This window comes from Plantactinospora alkalitolerans, from assembly GCF_015690345.1.
Classification (GTDB): Bacteria; Actinomycetota; Actinomycetes; order Mycobacteriales; family Micromonosporaceae; genus Plantactinospora; species Plantactinospora alkalitolerans.
Window position 1 is genome coordinate 23,460 of the sequence record NZ_JADPUN010000251.1, and the last position, 17,676, is coordinate 41,135.

At 71.6% G+C, this 17,676-nt stretch carries 4 protein-coding genes; all 4 read left to right on the top strand.

Features of this window, described 5'->3' with window-relative positions:
- Window positions 1–287: 287 nt before the first annotated feature.
- Window positions 288–5,531 (top strand): type I polyketide synthase, encoded by a 5,244-nt coding sequence (locus tag I0C86_RS28265; RefSeq protein WP_196204345.1) that lies wholly within the window; start codon window positions 288–290, stop codon window positions 5,529–5,531.
- Window positions 5,528–9,403 carry a type I polyketide synthase gene (locus I0C86_RS28270; protein ID WP_196204346.1) on the top strand — a complete coding sequence of 1,292 codons (3,876 nt, stop codon included), beginning with the start codon at window positions 5,528–5,530 and terminating at the stop codon, window positions 9,401–9,403. The genes I0C86_RS28265 and I0C86_RS28270 overlap by 4 nt, the downstream gene beginning before the upstream one ends.
- A 4-nt stretch (window positions 9,404–9,407) precedes the next feature.
- A complete protein-coding gene (locus I0C86_RS28275) occupies window positions 9,408–11,309 on the top strand; it encodes a condensation domain-containing protein (protein ID WP_196204347.1) in 1,902 nt (633 codons plus the stop codon).
- Between the two features lie 93 nt (window positions 11,310–11,402).
- A partial coding sequence (locus I0C86_RS28280; RefSeq protein WP_196204348.1) for an SDR family NAD(P)-dependent oxidoreductase occupies window positions 11,403–17,676 on the top strand: 6,274 nt, incomplete at its 3' end.

Sequence of the window (17,676 nt, forward strand, 5' to 3'; positions counted from 1 at the left end):
CCACCGACCTGGATCTCGGCCAGCCACGAGCAACTTGCCGCCATCCTGACAGCGCCGTCGCCGGCAGTCCATCTACCGGTGCTGGCAGCATGTTGCTGTCCGCATCCTGCCAGCGCCATTCGGCACAGCACCCCCCGCGGGCGCTTGACACCCCTCGGTCCCTCGCATTGGGATTGACGCCGATCCGTTTTCACTTTTGACAATTCCGCCGCGACGCACTGGGCCGCGTCGCGCCAAGCGCGCGTCACATTCTGGGTCTGGGACCCTCCTCACGGCTTCGAGGTGCCATGTTGGGAAACGAGCAGTCATTCCACAAATACACCGAGCTCCTGAGGGCGTACCTCCCGTTCTCGGGTCCTACCCCACTCCAGCTCTCCGACGACCTGGCGGAGCTCGGCCTGGACTCGCTCAACACCGTGGCGCTGCTGGTAGAGATCGAGGATGCGCTGGGCGTGACCATCCCGGACGAGGCGCTGACGGTCGAGACCTTCTCTACCGTGGGATCACTGTGGTCCACGGTGTCCGCCCTGGCCGAGGACGCCGCCCGGACCGACCAGGACGCCGCCGGACCTCCGCAGCCCGCCGCTCCGCGGTCGTCCGTCGACGGCGCCAACGCTTTCGACCACGGTGGCCCGCTGACCGTCACACCACCGACCATGGAGGCGGAGACGTCAGTAGGGGCGGAGACGTCAGCAGGAGCGGAGACGTCCGTGCCGACGCGGGCCACCGTACGGCCCGTGACGCCCGTCGAGCCGGACCGGCGGATCGCCGTCATCGGCATGGCCGGCCGGTTCCCGGGAGCGTCCGACGTCACCGAGTTCTGGCGCAACATCAGCGGTGGGATCCAGTCGCTGACGACGTTCACCGAGGAGGAACTGCTGACGGCCGGCGTCGACCCGGCGCTGGTCAAGGACCCCCAGTACGTGGCGGCCCGACCGGTACTCAAGGACATCCGGGGCTTCGACGCGGAGTTCTTCGGCTACAACCCCCGCGAGGCCAAGATCGCCGACCCACAGCAACGGGTCTTCCTGGAGTGTGCCTGGGAGACCCTGGAGGTGGCCGGCTACGCGGTACCCGACCGGCGCGGCCGGGTCGGCGTCTTCGGCGGGACGAACCTCAGCACGTACTCGCTCGACCGGTTCGCCCTGCATCCCAGCATGATGGAGATCACGCCGTTCGAGCTCATCATCGGCAATGACAAGGACGCCCTGGCCACCATGGTGTCCTACAAGCTCAACCTGACCGGACCCAGCATCGCCGTGCAGACCTTCTGTTCGACGTCACTCTCGGCGGTCCACCTCGCCATCCAGAGCCTGCGCCGGGGCGAGTGCGACATGGCACTGGCCGGCGGCGTCTGCATCCGGGTGCCGGACCGCATCGGCTACCTCTACCAGGAGGGCGGCCAGGAGTCACCGGACGCCCACGTCCGCACCTTCGACAAGAACTCCCAGGGCGGCGTGTTCGGTGACGGCGCCGCCGTCGTGCTGCTCAAGCCCCTGAACCGGGCCATCGAGGACCGGGACACCATCCTCGGCGTGATCCGCGGCTCGGCGATGAACAACGACGGCGCCCAAAAGTTCAGCTACACCGCGCCGAGCGTGGTCGGCCAGGCACGGGCGGTGGCCGACGCGCTGGTCGACGCCGAGGTCAGCCCACAGGACATCTCGTACGTCGAGGCGCACGGCACGGCCACCGAACTGGGCGACCCCATCGAGGTGGCGGCCCTGACCCGGGCCTACGGCCCCGACGCCGGCCGGCAGTACTGCGCCATCGGTTCGGTGAAGACCAACGTCGGCCACCTGGACCGGGCGGCAGGGGCCACCGGCCTCATCAAGATCCTCGAATCGATGCGCCACGAGGAACTGCCGGCCACCCTGCACTACACCGGCCCCAACCCGGAGATCGACTTCGCCAACAGCCCGTTCTTCGTCAGCGCGGAGAACCGGCCCTGGCCGCGAGTGGCCGACCGCCCCCGCCTCGCCGGGCTCAACTCCCTCGGCGTCGGTGGCACCAACGTCCACGCCGTGATCGAGGAGCCGCCGCTGCCGGTTTCCCGCCCGACCACCAGCCGGCGTTGGCAGGTGCTACCCGTGTCGGCCCGGTCGGAGAAGGCGGTCCGGGAGTCGTGCACGCGGTTGGCACAACACCTGCGCGAGCACACCGAACTTCCGATCGCCGACGTCGCGTTCACCCTCCAGGTCGGCCGGGACCTCTTCGATCACCGGCGAGTGGCCGTGGCGGGCTCCACCGCCGCCGCCGCGGGCACCCTCGACGGGACCGCGTCGACCAACCGGCTGCTGTCCCGCGCCGACTCGACACAGGGCCGGGGCGTCGGCTTCCTGCTCGCCGGTGTGGGCGAGCACCACCCCGGCATGGTTGCCGACCTGTACGCCCACGAACCCGTGTTCCGCGCCCACGTTGACGACTGCCAGCGGCTACTGGCCCAGCACTCGGCCATCGACGTCGTCGCCGCCCTGACCGGGTCCGGCGCGGCGTCCTCGGACGTACCGGATCTCGCCCAACTGATGGGCCGCGTGGCCGACGCGCCCACGACGGGCTGGATGGACCGCACCGAGATCGCCCAGCCGGCGGTCTTCGTCGCGGAGTACGCCCTGGCCCGCACGCTGATGGACTGGGGTGTCACGCCGAGCGTGCTGGTCGGTTACAGCGTCGGCGAGTACGTCGCCGCGTGCCTGGCCGGTGTGCTCTCGCTGCCAGACGCGCTACGGCTGGTGGCCCACCGGGCGCAGCTCATCGCCGCACTGCCGGCCGGCGCCATGCTCGCCGTGGCGTCCAGTGCGGACGACCTGCACGACCGCGTGCCCGACCTGCGCGAGCGCGGCCTCGACATCGCCGCGCTCAACGGCGCCCAGATCGTCATCGCCGGTCCGGTCGATGCCGTGACCGAGGTCGCCGGCCTGCTGCGCGGCACCGGAGTCGCCTGCCGGAACCTGCAGACCACCCACGCGTTCCACTCCCGGATGCTGGCGCCGGCGGCTGCCGCCCTGACCGACTGGGTCGCCCAGCACATCACCCTCAACCCGCCCACGATCCCGTACGTCTCGAACCTGAACGGACAGTTGGTCGACGCCGACCTGGTGACCGACCCGGGCTACTGGGCCCGGCACATGTGCGGCACGGTGCGCTTCGCCGACAGCCTCAGCACCGCGCTCGACCTGCCCGACATCGCCTTCCTGGAGATCGGTCCAGGCAAGTCGCTCGGCGCGATGCTGCGCACCCACCCGAACTGCGGCATCGAGCGGTGGCCGCTGATCGTCTCGACACTTCCCGCCGCCGCCGAGTCCCTTGCTGCGGACGCCACCCTGGCTGACGCGCTGGGCCGGTTGTGGCTGGCCGGTGTGCTCGTCGACTGGGACACCTACCACAACGGCGCGGCCCCCGGCGGCTGGAAACCCGGCCGGCTACACCTGCCCACCTACCCGTTCCAGCGGCAGAACTACTGGTACGACGAGAACCGCCCGGCGGGTCAGACCGGGATCGCGGCTCCGCCGGCCACCGGCGGGACCGATCTCGACTCCCTTCCCCGGCTTCCGGAGGAGCGGTGGCTGCACGTTCCGGTGTGGCGGCAGACCGCTCCCCGGCCGGCCGTCCCGGCCACCGCCACCCACTGGCTGGTCTACACCGACGTGGGTATGGCCGACGCGCTGGTGGGCCCACTCGCCGACGCGCTCGCCGCCGGTGGCGACCGGTTGACGTTCGTCCGTCCGGGCGAGGGCTTCGAGGATGGCGTCGACGGATTCCGGATCCGGCCGGGCAGCGCCGATGACACCCTGGCCCTGTTCGCGGCGCTGCACGACGGGGCGGGCCTGCCGGACCGCGTGCTGCACCTGTGGACGCTGCCCGACGAGGCCGGGCCGCGACCGCCGACCGAGGACCGAGGTGAGATCGCGGCGATCATCCAGCGGGGGTTGCACACCCTGGTCGCGCTCGCCCGGACGGCGCAGGAGAGCGGGCTCTCCCGGTGGTCCCTCGACGTGGTCAGTTCCGGCACCCAACGGATCGATGACGAGTTGCTGCACCCGGCGCGGGCGACCGTGGTCGGCCCCTGTCGGATGATCCCGGTGGAGTATCCGCTGGCCACCGCCCGGCTGATCGACCTTCCACAGGACGCCGTGACGCCGATCATGGACCTGATCGGTGAACTGCGGGCGGCACCGAGCGACCGGATCGTGGCGCTACGCCGCGGTCGCCGCTGGGTACCCACCTACGACGTCCTGCAGGCCGCCGAGGACACCGACGTGGCGAGCGCGGGCGTCGCCGCCGACCGCGTCGCCGGGACGGCCATCCGCCACGGCGGCACCTATCTCGTCACCGGAGGGCTCGGCGGCATCGGACTCGCCCTGGCCGAGCGGCTCGCCGACCAGCACGGGGCCCGGTTGGTGTTGTTCGGGCGCACCCCGGTACCGCCGCCGGCCCAGTGGGACGACGTACTGGCCGATCCGCAGGCGAACGCCGAGGTCCGGCGCCGGATCGAAGGTCTACGCCGGCTGGAGGCCAGCGGCGCGCAGTTCGCCCTCGTCGCGGGCGACGTCGCCGACCCGGCCGACGTGCGACGCGCCGTGGACGTCGCCATCGAGCGTTTCGGTGCCCTGCACGGTGTGCTGCAGGCCGCCGGTGTGCCGGGGGTCGGTCTGATGCAGTTCAAGACGAACGCCGACATGGACCGGGTGCTGGCACCCAAGGTGGCCGGCACGGTCGCGCTGGCCCGCGCGCTCGACGGGATAGCGGTCGACTTCGTCGTCCTGTTCTCCTCGGTCGCCTCGGCGACCGGCGCCCTCGGGCAGACCGACTACTGCGCGGCCAACGTGTTCCTGGACGCGTTCGCCCAGAGCGGCGCCCTGCCGCAGACCCGGGTCGTGTCGATCGGCTGGGGCGAGTGGCTGTGGAACGGCTGGACCTCCGGGCTGGGCGGCTACGAACCGGCGGTCCGCGAGTTCCTGCAACGGCACCGGGCGCACTTCGGAATCAACTTCGACGAGGGCTGGCGGGCCATGCTCCGGGTGCTGGACAGCACGATCCCCCACGTGGTGGTCTCCACCCAGGACTTCGCCGCCCTGGTCGAGCGCAGCGCCGACTACAGCCTGAGCCAGATGCAGGATGCCGCACAGCAGGTCCGGGGGGTGGATCGCCATCCACGGCCCGACCTCTCGACCCAGTACGCAGCGCCACGGACGCCGGCCGAACAGACCGTCGCCGACGTCTGGGCCGAGTCCCTGGGACTGGAGAAGGTCGGTATCCACGACAACTTCTTCGAGCTGGGTGGCACGTCCCTGATCGGCGTCGGCATCGTCGACGCCGTCCGGCGGGCACTGAAACTGCCACAGTTGCCCGCGCACATCCTCTACCAGTCCCCCACCGTCGCGGCGCTGGCGGTGAGCGCCGTCTCCGGGACGGCCGGGTCCGGCACCGAGGCGGACGAGTCAGACAGCAAAGCGGCCGAACGGGCGAAACAGCAACGATCCCGGGTCCAGAAACGACGCGAGAGCCTGCGGGGCGGGAGACCGGCGTGATCGACAGAGACTACGACTCCGCCGTCGCGATCATCGGCATGTCGGGCCGGTTCCCCGGCGCCGGTGGGGTCGACGAGTTGTGGACCAACCTCGTGGACGGCCGCGCCGGCCTGCGGCCGGTCACCGAAGGGGAACTGACCACGGCCGGCGTCAGCCCGGCCGAGTTGGCGAATCCCAACTACGTCCGGTGGGCGGCCCCGCTCGACGGCATCGACCAGTTCGACGCCTCCATGTTCGGCTTCAGCCGCCGCGAGGCCGAGAGCATGGACCCGCAGCACCGGATCTTCCTGGAGTGTGCCTGGGAGTCACTGGAGTCCGCCGGATATCCGCCGACCTCGATGTCCGACAAGGTGGGCGTCTTCGCCGGCTGCGGATTCCCCGACTACCTGCTGCACGTACGCGACCGGCTGGAGAACGAGCCCGGCGGGCAACTGCTGCTGGCGGTCGGCAACGAACGGGACTCGCTGTCGTCGATGGTCTCGTACAAGCTCGATCTGCGCGGGCCGAGCATCACCGTCCAGACCTTCTGCTCGACCTCGTTGGTGGCGGTGCATCTGGCCGTGCAGAGCCTGCTCAACTTCGAGAGCGACGTCGCGCTGGCTGGCGGGGCGTACGTCGACCTGCCGCAACCGGCCGGCTACCGGTTCGAGGAGGGCGGCATCACCACCCCGGACGGGCGGGTACGCAGCTTCGACGCCGGCGCCAACGGCACCATCCTGGGCAACGGGGTGGCCGTCGTGACGCTCAAGCGGATGACCGAGGCGCTCGCCGACGGCGACCCGATCCACGCGGTCATTCTCGGCTCCGCCACCAACAACGACGGGCGTGCCTGCGCCGGCTACACGGCGCCGGGGGTCGACGGACAGTCCGAGGTGATCGAACTGGCTCTCGGCGTGGCGGACGTCAAGCCCGAGACGATCGGTTACGTCGAGTGCCACGCCACCGGCACCCAACTCGGCGACTCGATCGAGTTGACCGCGCTGGGCCGGGTGTTCCAGCGGCCACCGGCCCAGCCGACCGTCCTCGGTGCGCTGAAGCCGAGCATCGGCCACCTGGACCGGGCCTCCGGCGTCACCGGTCTGATCCGCGCCAGTCTCGCCCTGCGCAACCAGGTGCTGCCCGGCACCGCGAACTTCGAGACGCCCAACCCCACCCTCGCCGCCGCCCGAGACCGGTTCGTCGTCCTGCCGAAGGACCAGCCGTGGCCCGCCGGCGACCACCCGCGCCGGGCCGGCGTCAGCTCCTTCGGCTTCGGCGGCACGAACGCGCACGTGGTCCTGGAGGAAGCGCCGGTACGGGAACCCCGCCCTGCCCAGCCGGGTCCGCACCTGCTGGTGCTCTCCGCGCGGGACCTCACCGCGCTCTACGAGGCGGTCGAGCGACTCGGCCGGCATCTGGAGTCGCACCGCGAGGCCGAACTGGCCGACGTGGCGTACACGCTGCAACAGTCCCGCACGTCGTTCAGCATGCGCTGGGCGGTGGTGTGCGACGACTACGACGACGCCGAGTTGGCGCTGGCCGACCCGGGCCGGTGGATCATCGGTGAGTCGGACCTCGCGGACGCCCCGATCGCGTTGACCATTCCCGACCCGGCGAGCGCCCCTGAATCCTGGTGGCAGGAGCTGCGCGAGGCCGCACGGCAGCTCGGTACGCCCGGTGGATCGCGGGCCGCGGTGGCCCAGGACGACGATCCGGTGGCCGAGAGCGCGACCGGCGCGCTCATCGAGGCGCTGCTGCGCCTGCGGGTCCGGTTGGTCCAGGTGGCCGGTTCCACTGCCGGCGGCACCTTGAGCGCGGCACCGGCCGGGGTCGCGCCCGTCGAGGTGACCCTCGACCCCGCCGGTGACCAGACCGCCACGCAGTGGCTGCTCGCCGCCGTGGCGCGGCTCTGGCAGGTCGGCGCGGTCGTCGACTGGGCGACGCTGCACGACCAGCCGCGCCGGGTGCCGCTGCCGACGTACCCGTTCCAGCGGGCCCGGTACTGGGTCGACGCCGCCCCGGCGACCGGCCGACCGGCCCAGGCCAGCGGAAAGGCGAGCGACCCGGCCCGGTGGACGTACCTGCCCTCGTGGCGCCGGCAGAGCGTGGCCGGACCCGACCTGGCCGACCGGCTGCGGGCGGCCGGCCCCTGGCTGGTGCTCGCCGCCGAGGCCGGTGGTGAGGCTCTGGTCGGCCACCTGCGGGAGATCGGTGCCGACCTCACCGTCGTCCGACCCGGAACCGGCTTCACACGCACCGAAACCGGCGACTTCACCGTCCGACCCGACCACCGGGAGGATTACGCCCAGGTGCTCGGTGCGCTGCTTCTCACGCCACGGACCCTCGTACACGGCTTCAGCCTGGCCGCTCCCGACGGTGCACGGGGGCCCGACGACCCGATCGGACACTTCGACGACGCGCAGGTCCACGGCTCGGCCTCGGTGCTCGCCCTCGCGTCCGCGCTCGACGACCTGCGCGGGCAGCCGGTGGAGCTGGTCCTGCTCACCGACGGCACGGTCGGGGTCTCCGGTGCCGACCTCCGCCATCCGGAACACGCCACCCTCGGCGGACTGGCCCCGGTCCTCGCCCAGGAGAACCCGGATCTGCGGTGTCGCCACGTCGATGTGGACGTGGACGTCCAGACCCAACGGCACCGGGCAAGCCTCGACCAGCTGGCCCGGCAGGTACTCACCGAGGCGGTCACCACCCACGCCGGGCCGGTCGCCTGGCGGACCGGGCGGCGCTGGCTGCGTGCCTACGAGGCACAGCCGCTGGCGGCTCCCCTCTCGGACGCCGAGACCACCACCGCGGAATCCACGGTGCTCATCACCGGCGGACTCGGCAGCGTCGGGCTGATCCTCGCCCGGCACCTCGCCGGGAACCGGAACTGCCGCCTGGTGCTCACGACCCGGTCACCGATCCCGCCGCCCGACCAGTGGCAGGCGTATCTGCGGACGGCCGACCCGGCGACCGACCGGACGGCGCGCTACGTCGCCCGGGCCCTGGAGCTGGAGGAGCGCGGCGCTGAGGTACTCGCCATGTCGGCAGACGTCGCCGATCCGGAGGCCATGGCCGCCGTGGTACGCGCCGCTCGGGAGCGGTTCGGCGGTATCGACGTGGTGATCCACGGCGCCGGGGTCCAGCACTCCGACTTCTTCGGGCCCGCGCACGCCGTCGACTGGTCGGTCAGCCAGGCCCACTACGCCGCCAAGGTGCACGGCTTCCACGTTCTCGAACGGGTGCTCGCCGGAGAGCAGGTACGCCGCCGGATCACCCTGTCGTCCCTGTCCACGGTGCTCGGCGGAATCTCCCTCGGTCCCTACGCGGCGGCCAATGCCGCCCTCGACGCCTACGCCCAGGCGGCCCGGGACGTTGGTGGCGGCGACTGGCTGACCGTCGACTGGGATGCCTGGCGCACCGGTGGTGACCACGGGGCGACATCGGTCTTCGAGATGAGCCCGGAGGAAGGCGTCGACGTGTTCGAACGGGCCGTCGCCGCCGGGGACGACGTCAGCCAACTGGTGATCTCGACCGGCGCGCTCGCCGACCGGCTCCACCAGTGGGTGATCCGTCCGTCGGCGGCCGACGCCCCCGTCGACGACGCCGGCAGCGGTCAGCGTGATCCGCGTCCGGCGCTCGGCATCGCGTACGTCGCCCCGGCCGAGGGCCTGGAGACCACCCTCGCCGACATCTGGGCCGCCGTGCTGCGCCTGGAGCGGGTAGGTGTCGACGACGACTTCTACCGGCTGGGTGGCGATTCGATCGTGGCGATCGAGTTGATCGCCCGGATCCGCAAGGAGTTGCAGCTCGCCGTGCCGGTGACCGCCCTCCTGGAGGACGCGACGGTGCGCCTGCTGGCGCGGCGGCTGGCAGCCGCGGGCGGGGGTGGCTGACTCGATGCCCGGCGAACGCTCCGCCAGCCTCTGCTGGGGCCAACGGTATGTCTGGCTGAACCACCACCATCTTCCGCCGGGCTCCCGGCACGAGCTGAACCTCTCGCTGAGTTACGACCCCCCGCCGGGATCGACCGTGGAGAACCTGCGGACCGCGGTGGAAGCACTGGTCCGCAGGCACGAGGCGCTGCGTACCACGCTGCACTGGGATGGCACCGACGGCCCGGTGCAACGGGTCAGCCCGCCCATGTCGGTGCCGCTCACGGTCCGCGAGGTCCGCCACGGCTCGGTCCGACCCGCCGACGTGATCAACGAGCAGGTCACCACCCGGTTCCGGCTCGACGAGGAGTTCCCGTTCCGGGCGTGCATCATCACCTCCGATTCGGTGCCCCGGCTGCTGGTGGCGACCGGGAACCACGTCGCGGTCGACGACTGGAGCCTTGAGACGATCAAGCGCGAGTTCTGGGAACTGCACACGGCCGTGCTGGCCGGACGGCCGGTCACCCTGCCGCCGGTGCGGCAGCATCCGGTGGACCTGGCCAGGTACGAGGCGTCCACCCCGGCACGGCGTACCCACGAGCGGGCCATGGCGCACTGGTCCGCCGCGCTCGAACGGATTCCCGCCGACCTGTTCAGCCGCCGCCGCCGGCCGGACGTGGCCGGTGCGTACAGCGCCTCGCTGTCGTCGCCGGCCGCGTTCGCCGCCGCCAAGAAACTGGCCGCCCGCTACCACACCTGGCCGTCCCTGATCTGCACCGCCGCCTACGTCACCCTGATGGCCGCCTACACGGCAGGCGACTCCGTCTCCTTCACCACCTACGCCGGCAACCGCGATTCCCGACAGCACAGCGACCTGCTCACCTGCCTCTTCCAACCGGTCATCGTCGACGTGCCCTGCGACGACGACCCCACCTTCGACGTACTGGTCCAGCGAACCACCGAACGCGCCGGGCAGGCCCTCGCCAACTCGTACTCGTCGTACGACGAGGTGGTGGCACTGGTCGCTCGGCACAGCACCGAACGCGGGTTGGCCCTGCGGGTCACCAACGCGTTCAACTACATCCGGCACAGCGCCACGTCCCGTGGTGGCACCCGCACGCTGCTCACCTGGAATGCCGAACCGGTCACCTGGTCCCAGCTCGAGAACGACTCGTACCTGCGGGTCCACGAGTGGCAGGACTGCCTGATGACGACGCTGAGCGTGCGGGCGCCGGTGATGGATCGCGAGGACGTCGCGCGGTTCCTGCACGGCCTGGAACGCCTCCTCGTGGAGCAGGCCGAGAGCGATGCGCCGATACGGCTCGCCGAGGTGGCCACGCTGGCCGGCTTCGACACCCCACCGGCTCATCCCCCCGGCACCGTGACCCTGGACCACACGCCGGTCCATCCGCCGACCGTCGCCGACTGCCTCGCGAGGTTCCCGGGCGTCCGAACGGCGCGGGCGTTCGCCCACGACAACGAGCTGACCGCCTACGTGGTCGCCGACGACGCGGAAGTCACCCCGGCCGCCCTGCGCGGGTACCTCCTCGGCCGGATGTACGACCTGGACCGGGTGCGCTGTCCCGACCGGTTCGTGGTCTGCCGGCGGGCACCGGCCGACCCGGAGAACGCCGGTGCCTGGACCGCGGTCGACGCCGCGCTCAGCGGTGACGGGCGGGACGGCCCCGTCCGCCGACCGCGGCACGAGATCGAACATCTGCTGTACGAGTCGGTCCGGGCCGTCAACGGCCTGCCCGAGGTCGATCTGTCGCAAAGCTACATCGGGGCCGGTGGTCGGGTGCTGAACATCCCACGGGTGCTCGAACTGCTCGGGCAGAGCGGCTGGGTGGGGCCGACGGTGTACGACCTCGCCAGCGCCCGCCCCCTGGCGGCGGTCGCCGCCGCGTTCGTTCCGAACCCCGAGTAGGAGGTAGTCGAGAAGGCCCCGCCTTCCCGGACACCCTGCAAGACGTCGTCGTGACCCGGCGGCGGCGGCATCGCACAGAGGAGAACTATCCCGATGGCCGACGACGAGAAGCTCCGCGAGTACCTCAAGCGCGTCACCGCCGAGCTGCACCAGACCCGGCAACGGCTGCGGGCCACGGAGGACACCCTGCGTGAGCCGATCGCGATCGTGGGTGTGGGGTGTCGGTTCCCGGGCGGGGTGGTGGACCCGCAGGGGTTGTGGGATCTGCTGGCCGACGGCACGGACGCGGTGAGCGAGTTTCCGACGAACCGGGGTTGGGATCTGGAGAACCTGTTCCACGACGATCCGGACCACCAGGGGACGTCGTACACCCGCCATGGTGGCTTCCTGCACGACGCGGACCGGTTCGATCCTGATTTCTTCGGGATCAGTCCGCGCGAGGCGACCGCGATGGATCCGCAGCAGCGGTTGCTGTTGGAAACCTCGTGGGAGGCGTTCGAGCGGGCGGGCATCGCCACGGACTCGCTGCGCGGCAGCCGCACCAGTGTCTACCTGGGCATCATGTACCACGACTACGGAGGTCGCCTCCAGCACCGTCCCCCGGAGGGTTTCGAGGGCTACGTCGGCGCCGGCAGCGCCGCCAGCATCGCGTCTGGTCGGGTGGCGTACCACTTCGGGTTGGAGGGGCCGGCGGTGACGGTGGACACGGCGTGTTCGTCGTCGTTGGTGGCGGTGCATCTGGCGTGTGACAGCTTGCGGCGGGGTGAGTCGTCGTTGGCGTTGGCCGGTGGGGTGACCGTGATGGCCACGCCCGCGATGTTCGTGGAGTTCTCTCGGCAGCGTGGGCTGTCGGCCGATGGGCGGTGCAAGGCGTTCGCGGCGGGAGCGGACGGAACGGCGTGGTCCGAGGGTGTGGGTGTGTTGGTGTTGCAACGGTTGTCGGACGCGGTCGCGGCGGGACGGCCGGTGCTGGCGGTGGTTCGTGGTACGGCGGTGAACCAGGACGGTGCCTCGAACGGGTTGACGGCGCCGAACGGGCCGGCGCAGCAGCGGGTGATCCGGCAGGCGTTGGCGGCCGCGGGAGTGCAGCCCGGTGGGGTTGATGTGGTGGAGGCGCACGGGACGGGAACCCGGTTGGGTGATCCGATCGAGGCGCAGGCCCTGTTGGCGACCTACGGACGGGACCGGTCGGTGGACCGGCCGGTGTGGCTGCGGTCGGTGAAGTCGAACATCGGTCACACCCAGGCGGCGGCGGGCGCGGCCGGGATCATCGCGATGATCGGCGCGCTGGACGCCGAGGTGGTGCCGGCGACGTTGCACGTGGACGAGCCGAGCCCGCACGTGGACTGGACCGCCGGTGGGGTACGGCTGGTCACCGAACCGGTGCCGTGGCCCCGGACCGCCGGTCACATCCGGCGGGCGGCGGTGTCCTCGTACGGGATCTCGGGCACGAACGCGCACGTGATCCTGGAGGAACCACCACCGACGGCGACAGCTCCGCAGGCGACTCCGGAAACGGTGCCCGGCGCCGGGGCCCCGGCCGAGGAACCGGCACCCGTGGTGTGGCATCTGTCAGCGCGCGGCGAGGAAGGACTACGCGCGGTCGCCGCCCGGCTGGCTACCCACACCAGCGGGGACCACCCGGCCAGCCGGGCCCGGGTCGAGGACGTCGCCCACGCCCTCGTGACCCACCGCGCCGCGCTGCCGTACCGGGCCGCGGTCGTCGGCGGCCGGGACGAACTGGCCTCGGGCCTGATCGCGCTGTCCGAAGGCCGCGACGCCGACAACGTCGTGCACGGCCTCGCCCGTGGTGAGCACCGGCTGGCCGTGCTGTTCACCGGACAGGGCAGCCAGCGCCTCGGCATGGGACGGGAGCTGTACGACACGTTCCCCGTGTTCGCCCAGGCGTTCGACGAGGTGTGTGCCACCCTCGACACGCACACCGACCAGTCACTGCGGGACATCGTCTTCGGCCAGCGGCCCGGAGTCGACCAGCTGCTGAACCAGACCCTGTGGGCCCAGCCCGCCCTGTTCGCCCTGCACGTCGCCCTGTGGCGGCTGGCGCACCACCACGGCGTACGGCCCGAATTCCTGCTCGGCCACTCCATCGGTGAACTGAGCGCCGCGCACGTCGCAGGGGTGCTCTCGCTCTCCGACGCCGCGCTTCTGGTCACCACCCGCGCCCGGCTCATGCAGGCCGCCCGGGCCGACGGCACCATGATGAGCGTCCAGGCCACCGCCGAGGAGCTACGGCCCCTGCTGGCCGGTCGGGAACGCCGGGTCGCCATCGCCGCGTACAACGCCCCCTCTTCCACCGTCATCTCCGGCGACACCGACGAGGTCACCCGAATCGCCGACATCTTCGCGGCACAGGGTCGCCGCACCCGCCGGCTGGCGGCCAGCCACGCCTTCCACTCCCCCCACATGGACAGCGCCCTGGCCGAGTTCCGCGCCACGGTGGCCCGGGTGACCCTCAACCCACCCCGCATCCCCATCGTGTCCAACCTGACCGGCGCCCTGGCCACCACCGCGCAACTCAGCTCGCCCGACTACTGGACCCAGCACCTGCGCAAGGCCGTCCGCTTCCACCAGGGCGTCCGCCACCTGCACCACCAGGAGGTCACCGGCTACCTCGAACTCGGTCCCGCCCCCGTCCTCAGCACCCTCGTCCGCACCATCCTCGACGAGCGCGCCGGCACCCTCGCCATCCTGCCGACCGTCAGTGGTCAGCACCCCGAACCCCAGAGCTTCCTCACCGCCCTGGCCACGCTGCACACCCACGGCCACGAGACCGCCTGGCCGCATCCCACCACCCCGCGACCGGTCGACCTGCCGGTCTACCCGTTCGACCGCCAATCCCTCTGGCTGCACCCGGTACCCGAGGCGGCGCCACCCGCCCCGGGTAGCCACCCCTTTCTGCCCCGCGCGACGGACCTGGCGGACGGCGAGACGACCGTGCACTCCGGGCGGCTGTCGGTCGCCGAGCATCCATGGCTACGGGAGCACGTCATCGACGGGCGGGCCATCGTCCCCGCGAGCGCGTTCGTCGACCTCGTCCTGCACACCGGCCGGCGGCTCGACCGCAACCACATCGACGAACTGGTCATCGAGCAGCCACTCGCGATGCCCACCGACGGCGGCGTCGACCTACAGGTGACGGTCACCCGGGTCGACCCGGACCATCATCAGGTCACGGTGCACAGCCGGCCGGAAATCACCACGGCCGTGCCCCATCCCGAGTGGAACCGGCACGCCACCGCCACGCTCCGGACCGCCACCACGGCGTCCGACCCCGCCGACGAGTGGCTGCCACGGGGCGCCGTCCCGGTCGAGCCCGACGGCGTCTACGCGCTGCTGGACGACCACGGTTACCAGTACGGCATGGCATTTCAACTGCTCACCGGCGTCTGGCGGCACCCGGACACGGACCACCAGTACGCCGAGGTGGCGTTGCCCGACGGGGCGCCGGTCGAGACGTACGAGATGCATCCGGCCCTGCTCGACGCGGCCCTGCATCCACTGCTGTTGACGCACCTGCCGGACGCCGACCCGATGGTCCCCTTCAGCCTGACCGGGCTGACGTACCACCCGCCTCGACAGCCGCCGACCGCCCTGCGGGTGGAACTGCGACCCACGAGCGCCACCGAGACCGCGATACGGATCGCCGACCCGTCCGGCGCCCCGCTGATCGACCTCCGATCGCTCACCGTCCGGCCGTTGCCCAGCGGGGACGACGTGACACCACGGGTCGTCCGGTGGTTTCCCGTCACCGCGCGGGCCACGACCGACCCGGTCGACCACGAGGTGTACGAGGTGGCCGGTGGCGACGAGCCGGTCCCCACGGCGGTACGGAGCCGGTTGGCCGAGGTCCTCGGCGTCCTGCGGGCCTCCCTCGACGGCGACCATGACCAGGTACCGCTGGTCGTCCGGACCAGCCACGCGGTCGCGGTGGACGAGGCCGAGCCGGTCGACCCGGTCGCGGCGGCGGTCTGGGGCCTGGTCCGCTCGGCGCAGAGTGAACATCCCGGTCGCATCGTGCTGCTGGACGTCCCACCGGGGATCGACCCGGGGACCGCCACGGCGACCGCGATCGCCACCGGGGAGCCACAGCTCGCCATGCGCCATGACCAGCTGTACCAGCCGCGGCTCGTCGACCTGCCGACCACCGGCGGTCGGCCGGCGGGGCCGTCCCTCGATCCGGCCGGAACGGTCCTGGTCACCGGGGGCACCGGCGCGTTGGGCGGGCTCGTCGCACGTCACCTCGTCGACCGGTACGGTGTCCGGCATCTGTTGCTGGTGAGCCGCCGCGGTACGGCCGACGAGGACGCCGGCCAGCTCGTCTCCGCCCTGACCGCCGCCGGAGCCAGCGTCCAGCTCGAGGCGTGCGATGTGGGCGACGCCGAGGCGCTCGGCGGGCTGCTGTCGTCCATTCCGGCGGACCGGCCGCTGACCGCCGTCGTCCACACCGCCGGCGTCACCGAGGACGCGACGGTCACGACGCTGACCACCGATGCGCTGGAGCGGGTGCTTCGGTCGAAGGTGGACGCCGGCTGGCACCTGGACCGCCTGACCCGGCATCTCGACCTGGCAGCGTTCGTGTTGTTCTCCTCCGCCGCCGGGGTGTTCGGAGCGCCCGGCCAGGGCGGCTACGCCGCCGCCAACGCCTTCCTCGACGCCATCGCACACCAGCGCTGGACGCAGGGGTTGACAGCGACCTCGCTCGCCTGGGGTCCGTGGGCGACGGGTGACGGCATGGCCGCCCGCCTCGGCGTGGCCGACCAGCAACGCATCCTTCGGATGGGACTCGCACCGATCCCCGCGCAGCAGGGCCTGGCCATGTTCGACGCCGCCCTGACGGCTGGACCGGCGAACGTCACCACGGTCCTGCTCGAACGGACCGCGCTGGTGCGACCGGCGGGTTCGTCGCTCGACGATCTGCCCCCACTGCTCCGGCACCGGGTACACCGGGTCGCCCCGACTGCCGGCACACCCGTGCGGCGCAGCGACCTGGCGAAGGCGCTCGCCGGAGGCACGGACGAGGAGCGACACGACCTCATCCTGACGGAGGTTCGCCGACGCACCGCCGAGGTGCTCGGCCGCTCCGATATCACGGCGGTAGCGCCAACCCGTCCGTTCAACGAACTCGGGGTGGACTCGCTGGCCTCGCTGGAACTGCGGAACCGGCTCAACTCGGCGACCGGGCTCCGGCTGCCGGCCACCCTGATCTTCGACCACCCGACCCCGGCGGCACTGGCCGACTTCCTACTCGCCGAACTGACCCACGCCGAGCCGGCACCGGCACCGGCCGCCGCCCGGGTCGCCGCGCCGAGCGCGGAGCCGATCGCGATCGTGGGTGTGGGGTGTCGGTTCCCGGGCGGGGTGGCGGACCCGCAGGGATTTTGGGACCTGCTGGCCGACGGCACGGACGCGGTGAGCGAGTTTCCGACGAACCGGGGTTGGGATCTGGAGAACCTGTTCCACGACGATCCGGATCATCGGGGGACGTCGTACGTCCGTCGTGGTGGCTTCCTGTATGACGCGGATCTGTTCGACGCGGAGTTCTTCGGGATCAGTCCGCGCGAGGCGACCGCCTTGGATCCGCAGCAGCGGTTGCTGTTGGAGACCTCGTGGGAGGCGTTCGAGCGGGCGGGCTTCGCCACGGACTCGCTGCGCGGCAGCGACACCAGTGTCTACCTGGGCGTCATGTACCAGGACTACGTCACGCTCGCGGGCCAGTCCGCCGACGATGTCGAAGGCTTCCTCTCCACCGGCTCCTCGGGCAGCATCGCGTCTGGTCGGGTGGCGTACCACTTCGGGTTGGAGGGGCCGGCGGTGACGGTGGACACGGCGTGTTCGTCGTCGTTGGTGGCGGTGCATCTGGCGTGTGAGAGTCTGCGGCGGGGTGAGTCGTCGTTGGCGTTGGCCGGTGGGGTGACGGTGATGGCCACGCCGGGGGCTTTTGTTGATTTCTCGCGGCAGCGTGGGTTGTCGGTTGATGGGCGGTGTAAGGCGTTCGCGGCGGGGGCGGACGGGACGGCGTGGTCCGAGGGTGTGGGTGTGTTGGTGTTGCAGCGGTTGTCGGACGCGGTCGCGGCGGGACGGCCGGTGCTGGCGGTGGTTTCTGGTTCGGCGGTGAACCAGGACGGTGCCTCGAACGGGTTGACGGCGCCGAACGGGCCGGCGCAGCAGCGGGTGATCCGGCAGGCGTTGGCGGCCGCGGGAGTGCAGCCCGGTGGGGTCGATGTGGTGGAGGCGCACGGGACGGGAACCCGGTTGGGTGATCCGATCGAGGCGCAGGCCCTGTTGGCGACCTACGGACGGGACCGGTCGGTGGACCGGCCGGTGTGGCTGCGGTCGGTGAAGTCGA